We start from the raw sequence: 8,573 nt of genomic DNA, 5'->3' as shown, positions 1-8,573 counted from the left end.
CGGCCGGGGGGCTCCGCGCCGGCCGTGGTCGACGGGCTCGGGTAAAGACTTCGATCCCTTTTGGATCCCGTACGGAAAGGCGCTGGACGGTGGTCGATGACCGACGCGACAGTGGGCGACATGAGTGATCAGCAGATAGCGCCTGTCCCTGCCTTCGAACCGCCTTACTACGCCGTGGTGTTCACCTCCACGCGGACCGAGGAGCAGAGCGGGTACGGGGAGACGGCCGAGCGGATGGAGGAACTGGTGAAGGACGTGCCGGGGTACCTCGGGATGGACCACGCACAGACACCCGGCGGCCTCGCCATCACCGTGGGGTACTTCCGGGACGCCGACGCCCTGGAGCGCTGGCGGAGCGACACGGAACACCGGTCGGCCCAGAAGCGGGGGCGGGCCGAGTGGTACCGGAGCTACTCCCTGCACGTCGCCAAGGTCGAACGCAGCCACGGGTTCGTGAAGGAGTAGGAGAAGGAGGGGCCGGGCCCGAGGCGAGCGGCCCGACGGGTGCCGCTACGGGCGCCCCGACGTCTGGTCCGACAGGCGGCTCGGTGAGTGGGGGCGAAGCATGACTGCGCTTGCATGAGGAGGGGGTCAAAGCGAGGGTGCGCGTCCCGTTTCCTGTGGGGCGGGAGGCTGTGGGATCGCGGTGAGGCGCCCAGGGGAAAGCCTTGCGGCGGGGCGGGAAATCCCTGGTCGGAGGGGGGTCTGTCCCGGAAGTCGGGGATCTTCTCAGGTGTTCCCTGAGAGGTTCCTGTGTGTTTCTCAGAAAAATCACAGGTTCCAGAAAGGGTGTTCTCAGAGGACCCCGACAAGGTGTCCAGCATGACCACGACCTCGCCCCAGGGGCGCACCGAACTGCTGAGGCCGGACGGGAGCCCCGTCCGAGTGCTTGTGGTGGACGACGAGCTGTCGATCACCGAACTGCTGTCCATGGCCCTTCGCTACGAGGGATGGCAGATCCGGAGTGCGGGGGACGGCACCGGTGCCCTCCAGACCGCGCGCGACTTCCGGCCCGACGCCGTCGTCCTGGACATGATGCTCCCCGACATGGACGGGCTGACCGTCCTCGGGCGACTGCGACGGGATCTGCCGGACGTGCCGGTCCTCTTCCTCACCGCGAAGGACGCGGTCGAGGACCGGATCGCCGGACTCACCGCCGGCGGCGACGACTACGTCACCAAGCCGTTCAGCCTGGAGGAGGTCGTCGCCCGGCTGCGGGGCCTCATCCGGCGTTCCGGCGCCGCCGACCGGCGCTCCGACTCGGTGCTCGTCGTCGGTGACCTCATGCTCGACGAGGACAGCCACGAGGTGTCGCGCGGCGGGGACAACATCCACCTCACCGCCACCGAGTTCGAGCTGCTGCGGTTCCTGATGCGGAACCCGCGGCGGGTGCTCAGCAAGGCGCAGATCCTCGACCGGGTGTGGTCGTACGACTTCGGCGGCCAGGCGAACGTCGTCGAGCTGTACATCTCGTACCTGCGGCGGAAGATCGACGCCGGGCGCGAGCCGATGATCCACACCCGGCGGGGAGCCGGTTATCTGATCAAGCCCGCCGCGTCATGAGCGGGCGACGACGGACGCGTACGCGGTGGTGGTCGCAGCTCGGGCCGGGACGAGGGAAGCGGCAGCCGCGCACACTGCGTACGCGGCTCGTCGTCTCCGCGGTGGCGTTGATCGCGGTGGTGTGCGCGGTGATCGGGACGGTCACGACGATCGCGCTCGGCCAGCACCTCGACAACCAGCTGAACGACCAGGTCAAGGAGATCGCCGAGCGGGCGTCCAAGGGGCCGCCGAGGCCGGGCGGCGACAGCTTGGTCGGCGGTCCCCCACCGGACGAACCGTTCTGGTTCGTCACCAAGGGCGGCACCGAGGCGAACACCGTCGTCGCGCAGGTCAGCAGTACTGGCGGCGGAATCACCGACGCGATCGTCGCCAAGGAGAAGAACTCCGACGGTGAGGGCTTCGAGGGCATGACCCCCAAGGCCCTCGACGACCAACAGACCGCCGCGCTCAGCAAGGTGCCGAGGACCGGCACCCACGACGTGGACATTCCCGGGCTCGGCGAGTACCGGGTGAGGTACATCGAGGGGAACCGGGGCAACTTCTACGTCGCCCTGCCCACCCAGTACGTCACGGAGACCCTCAACACCCTCGTCATCGTCGAGCTCAGCGTCACCGGTGCCGGGCTCGTCGCCGCAGGTATCGCCGGGTCCGCGTTGGTCGGGGTGGCCCTGCGGCCGTTGCGCAAGGTGGCGGCCACCGCCACCCGCGTCTCCGAACTGCCCCTGCACACCGGCGAGGTCACCCTCAACGAACGGGTGCCCGAGTCCGAGACCGACCAGCACACCGAGGTCGGACAGGTCGGGGCCGCCCTCAACCGGATGCTCGACCACATCCATGGCGCGCTGCACTCGCGGCAGGAGAGCGAGACGCGCGTCCGGCAGTTCGTGGCGGACGCCAGCCATGAGCTGCGGACACCGCTCGCGTCCATCCGGGGCTACGCCGAACTCACCCGGCGCGGCCGGGAGGAGATCGGGCCCGACACCCGGCACGCGCTCGGCCGCATCGAGTCCGAGTCCGGGCGGATGACACTGCTCGTCGAGGATCTGCTGCTGCTGGCGCGGCTCGACGCCGGGCGGCCGTTGCAGTTCGAGCGGACCGATCTGATCCCGCTGGTCGTGGACACCGTCAGCGACGCGCGGGCGGCCGGACGGAGCCACAACTGGCGGCTCGACCTGCCCGACGCGCCGGCACCGGTGTCGGCGGACGCGGCACGGCTCCAACAGGTCCTCGTCAATCTGCTGGCGAACGCCCGTACGCACACACCGCCCGGGACCACGGTCACCGCGCGCGTGCAGCGGCGCGGGCCCTGGATGTGCGTGGACGTCGAGGACGACGGGCAGGGCATCCCCGAGGAGTTGCTGCCGCACGTCTTCGAGCGGTTCGCGCGCGGGGACTCCTCGCGATCCAGGGTGTCCGGCTCGACCGGCCTCGGGCTCGCCATCGTGCAGGCCGTGGCCGACGCGCACGGCGGTGCCGTGACCGTCGACAGCGTGCCCGGCAGGACCGTGTTCACCGTGCACCTGCCCGCCCTCGGTGGGCCCGGACCCCTGCTCGACGACGCCGCCAACTGGCAGCTCGACGACCTGGACCACGACGCCGACCCGGATGCCGGACACGACGCCGACCAGGACTTCGATCGAAACATCGGCGGCGTCGGCCAGGACCTCGTCGACGCCGCACACCGGCCCGCACCCCCGCACCCGGACTCACAGGCCCAGCACAGCGTCAGCACACGGGCATAACAGAGCGGGTCGCGAATGTACGTGTCATGCGAACCGACTCTTCTCCCGGCACCCTGCCGGCGCGGGAGCACCTCCCGGCCGGAGACGCCGGTACGCCTGTCCTGGACGTAGTGGTCCCCGTCTACAACGAGGAGAAGGACCTCCAGCCGTGCGTCCGCAGACTGCACGAGCACCTCGCGCGGACCTTCCCGTACGCGTTCCGCATCACCATCGCGGACAACGCGTCCACGGACACCACCCCCCAGGTGGCCGCGCGGCTGGAGGCGGAGCTGCCGCGGGTCAGGTCGTTCCGGCTGGAGCAGAAGGGGCGCGGGCGGGCCCTGCGCGCCGTCTGGTCCGCCTCCGACGCCCCGGTCCTCGCCTACATGGACGTGGACCTGTCGACCGACCTGAACGCCCTGCTGCCGCTGGTGGCCCCGCTGATCTCCGGTCACTCGGACCTCGCCATCGGCTCCCGGCTCGCCCGTTCCTCGCGGGTGGTGCGCGGCCCCAAGCGGGAGTTCATCAGCCGCGCGTACAACCTGATCCTGCGCGGCTCGCTGCAGGCCCGTTTCTCGGACGCGCAGTGCGGGTTCAAGGCGATACGGCGGGACGTGGCGCAGGTGCTGCTGCCTCTGGTCGAGGACACCGGGTGGTTCTTCGACACCGAGATGCTGGTGCTCGCCGAGCGTGCCGGGCTCAGGATCCACGAGGTGCCGGTCGACTGGGTCGACGACCCCGACTCGACCGTCCACATCGTGAGGACGGCCACCGACGACCTCAAGGGCGTGTGGCGGGTCGGCAGGGCCCTCGCCACCGGGTCGATCGCCCTGGACCGCCTCGCCCGCCCCTTCGGGGACGACCCCCGCGACCGCGACATCGAGGACGTGCCACGCGGTCTCGCCCGCCAGCTCCTCGGCTTCTGCGTCGTGGGCGGCCTGTCCACCCTCTTCTACCTGCTCCTCTACAGCGGCTTCCGCACCCTCGCGGGGTCGCAGACCGCCAACGCGCTCGCCCTGCTCGTCTCGGCGATCGCCAACACGGCGGCCAACCGGCGCCTCACGTTCGGCGTCCGGGGCCGGGCCGGCGCCGTCAGGCACCAGGCGCAGGGCCTGGTGGTGTTCGGCATCGGCCTCGCCCTCACCAGCGGCTCGCTCGTCGCCCTGAACGCGGCCACCAGCGACCCCGCGCACTCCACGGAACTGGCCGTCCTCATCGCCGCGAACCTCGCGGCGACGGTGCTGCGGTTCCTGCTCTTCCGGGCCTGGGTCTTCCCCGACCGGCGTGACAGCGGCACGCCGGCCGCTCCGTCCGCCCACCCGGCCGCCGGGTACGCGAGCACGGCCGCGGTCCGACCGGGGCGGCCCGGCCCGTACGCACACCAGGACCGGTTCCAGCCGACGACCCAGGGCTCAACGGAGGCCCACCCTCCGACAACGGCCCACCGCCCGACGGCGGCCCACACCGAGCCGCGCGCCGAGTACGCGGCGGCGCCGACAGTCCCGACAGTCCCGTACGGGACCACCCCGTACCCCACGACCCCGTTCCGCGCCGGTGACGCCGCGGACCGCACCTGGGGCGACGCGACCATGCGGATGCGGCCGGTGCGCCCGCACGACCAGGATTCGAGGAACACACGATGACCACGCACTTCGACACGTCGACGCACCCGGGGGGCACGAGCCCCGCCGACCCCGGCTGGGGACCGCCCACGACGAGAACAGACGTCCAGGGGGCGGCGGTCGCGGACCCGCCCGGCACGCCCACGGCACCCGGCTCGGGTGAGCCCCGGCAGCCCCTCGGCCGGCGGATGTGGCGCGGGCGCCCGGAGGACAACCGCTGGGTACGCCCCGGCTTCCTCCTCGCCCTGCTCCTGATCGGCGGCCTCTACACCTGGAACCTCACGGCCTCCGGGTACGCCAACTCCTTCTACTCGGCGGCCGTGCAGGCGGGCAGCCAGTCCTGGAAGGCCCTCTTCTTCGGGTCGCTGGACTCGGCCAACGCCATCACCGTCGACAAGCCCCCGGCGTCGCTGTGGCCGATGGCCCTGTCGGTGCGGCTCCTCGGCCTGAACTCCTTCGCGATCCTGTTCCCGCAGGTCCTGATGGCCGTCGCCACCGCCGGCGTGCTGTGGGCGGCCGTACGCCGCCGCTTCGACGCCACGGCCGGTTTCCTCACCATGGCGGTGTTCGCGCTCACGCCCGTCGCCGCGCTGATGTTCCGCTTCAACAACCCGGACGCGGCCCTCGCGCTGCTGATGGCCACCGCCGTGTACTGCACCCTCCGCGCGATGGAGAAGGCGCAGACGCAGTGGCTGGTCTGGGCGGGTACCGCCATCGGCCTCGCCTTCCTGGTGAAGACCCTCCAGGCCTTCCTGATCCTGCCGGTGCTCGCGCTCGTGTACGTCGCCTTCGCCCCCGGCACCTGGAGGAAGCGCGTCGGCCAGGTGCTGCTCGCCGGGCTCGCGATGGTCGTCTCCGGCGGCTGGTGGGTCGCGATCGTCGAGCTGTGGCCGGCCTCGTCCCGCCCGTACATCGGCGGCTCGCAGAACAACTCCTTCCTGGAGCTGACCTTCGGCTACAACGGCCTCGGCCGCATCAACGGCGAGGAGACCGGCAGCGTCGGCGGTGGCGGTGGAGGCGGCAACGGCGGCGGCAACTGGGGTGAGAGCGGCTGGGACCGGATGTTCAGCTCGAACATCGGCGGCCAGATCTCCTGGTTGATCCCGGCCGCGCTGATCCTGCTCGGCGCGGCGATCTGGGCGACCCGGAAGCTGCGGCGCACCGACGGCACCCGTGCCGCGTTCCTCCTCTGGGGCGGCTCGCTGCTCATCACCATGGTGGTGTTCAGCTTCATGCAGGGCATCTTCCACGAGTACTACACCGTGGCCCTCGCCCCCTACATCGCGCCGCTGATCGGCATGGGCGCGGCCCTGCTGTGGGAGCGGCGCGCCGAGGTGTGGGCGTCGCTCACCCTGGCCGCCGCGATGACGGCCACGGCGGTCTGGGGGTACGTCCTCCTCACCCGTTCCTCCGACTACCTCCCCTGGCTGAAGTGGGTCGTGCTGGTCGGCGGTCTGGTCGCCGCGCTCGGCCTGGTCTTCGCGGCCAGGCTGGGACGTCAACTGGCCCTCGCGGTCGTGGGCCTGAGCTTCGTCACCGCGCTGGCCGGCCCGACGGCGTACACCCTGACCACGCTCGGCGAGGGGCACGCCGGTTCGATCGTCACGGCCGGCCCGTCCGTCCAGGGCGGCCGGGGAGGCCCCGGTGGCGGCATGGGCGGTGGCCCCGGCGGCCCCGGTGGCGGCGGCTTGCCGGGCCAGCAGGGCCAGAACAACCAGCAGGGCGGCCAGAACGGCAACGGTCAGAACGGGAACGGCCAGATGGGCCAGCCCCCGACCGGCGGCTTCGGCGGAGGCCCGAACGGTCAGCAGGGCCCACAGGGTCAGCAGAACGGCAACGGGTCTACGCAGACCCAGCCGCAGGGCCAGGGCGACGGGCAAACCCAGAACGGCGACGGCGGCCGGATGGGCGGCGGCATGGGCGGTCTGCTCAACGGCGCGAGCGTCAGCGACGAGGTCAAGGAACTGCTGGAGAAGAACGCCGGGGACTACACCTGGGCGGCCGCCGCGATCGGCGCCCAGAACGCGGCCAGCTACCAGCTCTCCACGGGCGAACCCGTCATGGCCATCGGCGGCTTCAACGGCACCGACCCGTCCCCCACCCTCGCGGAGTTCAAGAAGTACGTGGAGGAAGGAAAGATCCACTACTTCATCGCCGGCGGCTTCGGCGGCGGCATGGGCGGCGGGAGCAACGGCACCTCCGCGCAGATCAGCTCCTGGGTCCAGGAGAACTTCGAGACGGTGACGGTCGACGGCACGACGTTCTACGACCTGACGCAGGCGAAGTAGGCGCGGCCGACGCGGAGTGACGGTGGCCCGGGGTGAGGACGAAACCCCGGGCCACCGCCTTGCCGTACGCCGCGGAGCATCGCGCTGTACGGTGTATAGGAACTGTTCTACGGTGTAGAACATGGCGACCACCCCCACCCTCACCACCACCCTCACCACCACTCCCTCCGCCCAAGGTCACCCCCGACGCCGGCTGATCCTCGGCGTCATCTGTCTCGCGCAGCTCACCGTGCTGCTGGACAACACCGTGCTGAACGTGGCGATCCCCTCGCTCACCGAGGAGTTGGGCGCGGCCACGTCCGACATCCAGTGGGTGATCAACGCGTACTCGCTCGTGCAGTCGGGCCTGCTGCTCACCGCGGGCAGCGCGGCCGACCGCTACGGCCGCAAGAAGATGTTGCTCGCGGGGCTCGCGCTGTTCGGCATCGGCTCGCTGGTGGCCGGACTCGCCCAGTCGACGGGGCAGTTGATCGCGGCGCGGGCGGGCATGGGCGTGGGCGGGGCGCTGCTGCTCACCACGACCCTCGCCGTCGCCATGCAGATCTTCACGCCCGGGGAGCAGCCGAAGGCGATCGGCATCTGGAGCGCGGTCAACGCGCTCGGGTTCGCCGCCGGTCCGCTCCTCGGCGGTTTCATGCTGGGCCACTTCTGGTGGGGCGCGATCTTCCTGGTCAACCTGCCGGTCGTCGCGCTGGGGCTGGTGGCCGTCGTCGCCCTCGTCCCCGAGTCGAAGAACCCTCAGGGCGACCGGCCCGATCTGCTGGGGGCGCTGCTGTCGACGGTCGGGATGACCTCGCTCGTCTACGCGATCATCTCGGGGCCCGAGCACGGTTGGACCTCCGGGCGGGTCCTGGCCACGGCCGCCGTCGCCGTCGTGGTGCTCGCGGCGTTCGCGTACTGGGAGAGCCGTGTCCCGTATCCGATGCTCGACCCGCACTTCTTCCGTGACCGCCGGTTCACGGGAGCCGTGGCCGGGGCGGTCCTCATCACGTTCGGGATGGGCGGGGCGCTGTTCCTGCTCACCCAGCACCTGCAGTTCGTCCTCGGGTACGGCGCGCTGGAGGCCGGGCTCAGGACGGCGCCCCTCGCCCTCGTCGTCGTCGCGCTCAACTTCTCGGGGCTGTCGGCCCGGTGGACGGCCCGGCTCGGTATGCCGGTGTCGATCGCGCTGGGCATGGTGCTGATGTCGGGCGGCCTGGTCTCCATCGCGGCCGGCCCCGGCGGTTACGGTGCGACGCTCGTCGGGCTCGTGCTGATCGGGGCCGGGGCGGCGATCGCCAACCCGGCCATGGCCCACGCGATCATGAGCGCGATCCCGCCGGCCAAGGCGGGGGTGGGCGCGGGGGTCAACGGGACGCTCGCGGAGTTCGGTATGGGGT

At 71.3% G+C, this 8,573-nt stretch carries 6 protein-coding genes; all 6 read left to right on the top strand.

The window, feature by feature from the left end:
• Positions 1–120: 120 nt before the first annotated feature.
• Positions 121–465: an antibiotic biosynthesis monooxygenase family protein gene (locus AOK23_RS02515; RefSeq protein WP_107102709.1), complete on the top strand. Its 345-nt coding sequence runs from the start codon at positions 121–123 to the stop codon at positions 463–465.
• 357 nt (positions 466–822) lie between these two features.
• Positions 823–1,563: a response regulator transcription factor gene (locus AOK23_RS02510; RefSeq protein ID WP_055711103.1), complete on the top strand. Its 741-nt coding sequence runs from the start codon at positions 823–825 to the stop codon at positions 1,561–1,563.
• Complete coding sequence (locus AOK23_RS02505) at positions 1,560–3,305, top strand: sensor histidine kinase (RefSeq protein ID WP_107102707.1); 1,746 nt, start codon at positions 1,560–1,562, stop codon at positions 3,303–3,305. Before AOK23_RS02510 ends, AOK23_RS02505 begins: the two co-directional genes overlap by 4 nt.
• Before the next feature lie 26 nt (positions 3,306–3,331).
• Positions 3,332–4,927: a bifunctional glycosyltransferase family 2/GtrA family protein gene (locus AOK23_RS02500; protein WP_055711100.1), complete on the top strand. Its 1,596-nt coding sequence runs from the start codon at positions 3,332–3,334 to the stop codon at positions 4,925–4,927.
• Positions 4,924–7,194, top strand: a complete 2,271-nt coding sequence (locus AOK23_RS02495) for an ArnT family glycosyltransferase (protein ID WP_055711099.1) — start codon at positions 4,924–4,926, stop codon at positions 7,192–7,194. The genes AOK23_RS02500 and AOK23_RS02495 overlap by 4 nt, the downstream gene beginning before the upstream one ends.
• A gap of 121 nt (positions 7,195–7,315) precedes the next feature.
• A partial coding sequence (locus AOK23_RS02490) for an MFS transporter (RefSeq protein ID WP_055711098.1) occupies positions 7,316–8,573 on the top strand: 1,258 nt, incomplete at its 3' end.

It is taken from the genome of Streptomyces torulosus (genome assembly GCF_001419765.1).
GTDB classification, from domain to species: Bacteria; Actinomycetota; Actinomycetes; order Streptomycetales; family Streptomycetaceae; genus Streptomyces; species Streptomyces torulosus.
The sequence above is the reverse complement of the archived record's forward strand: the minus strand, read 5'-3'. Positions and strand labels throughout refer to the sequence as shown.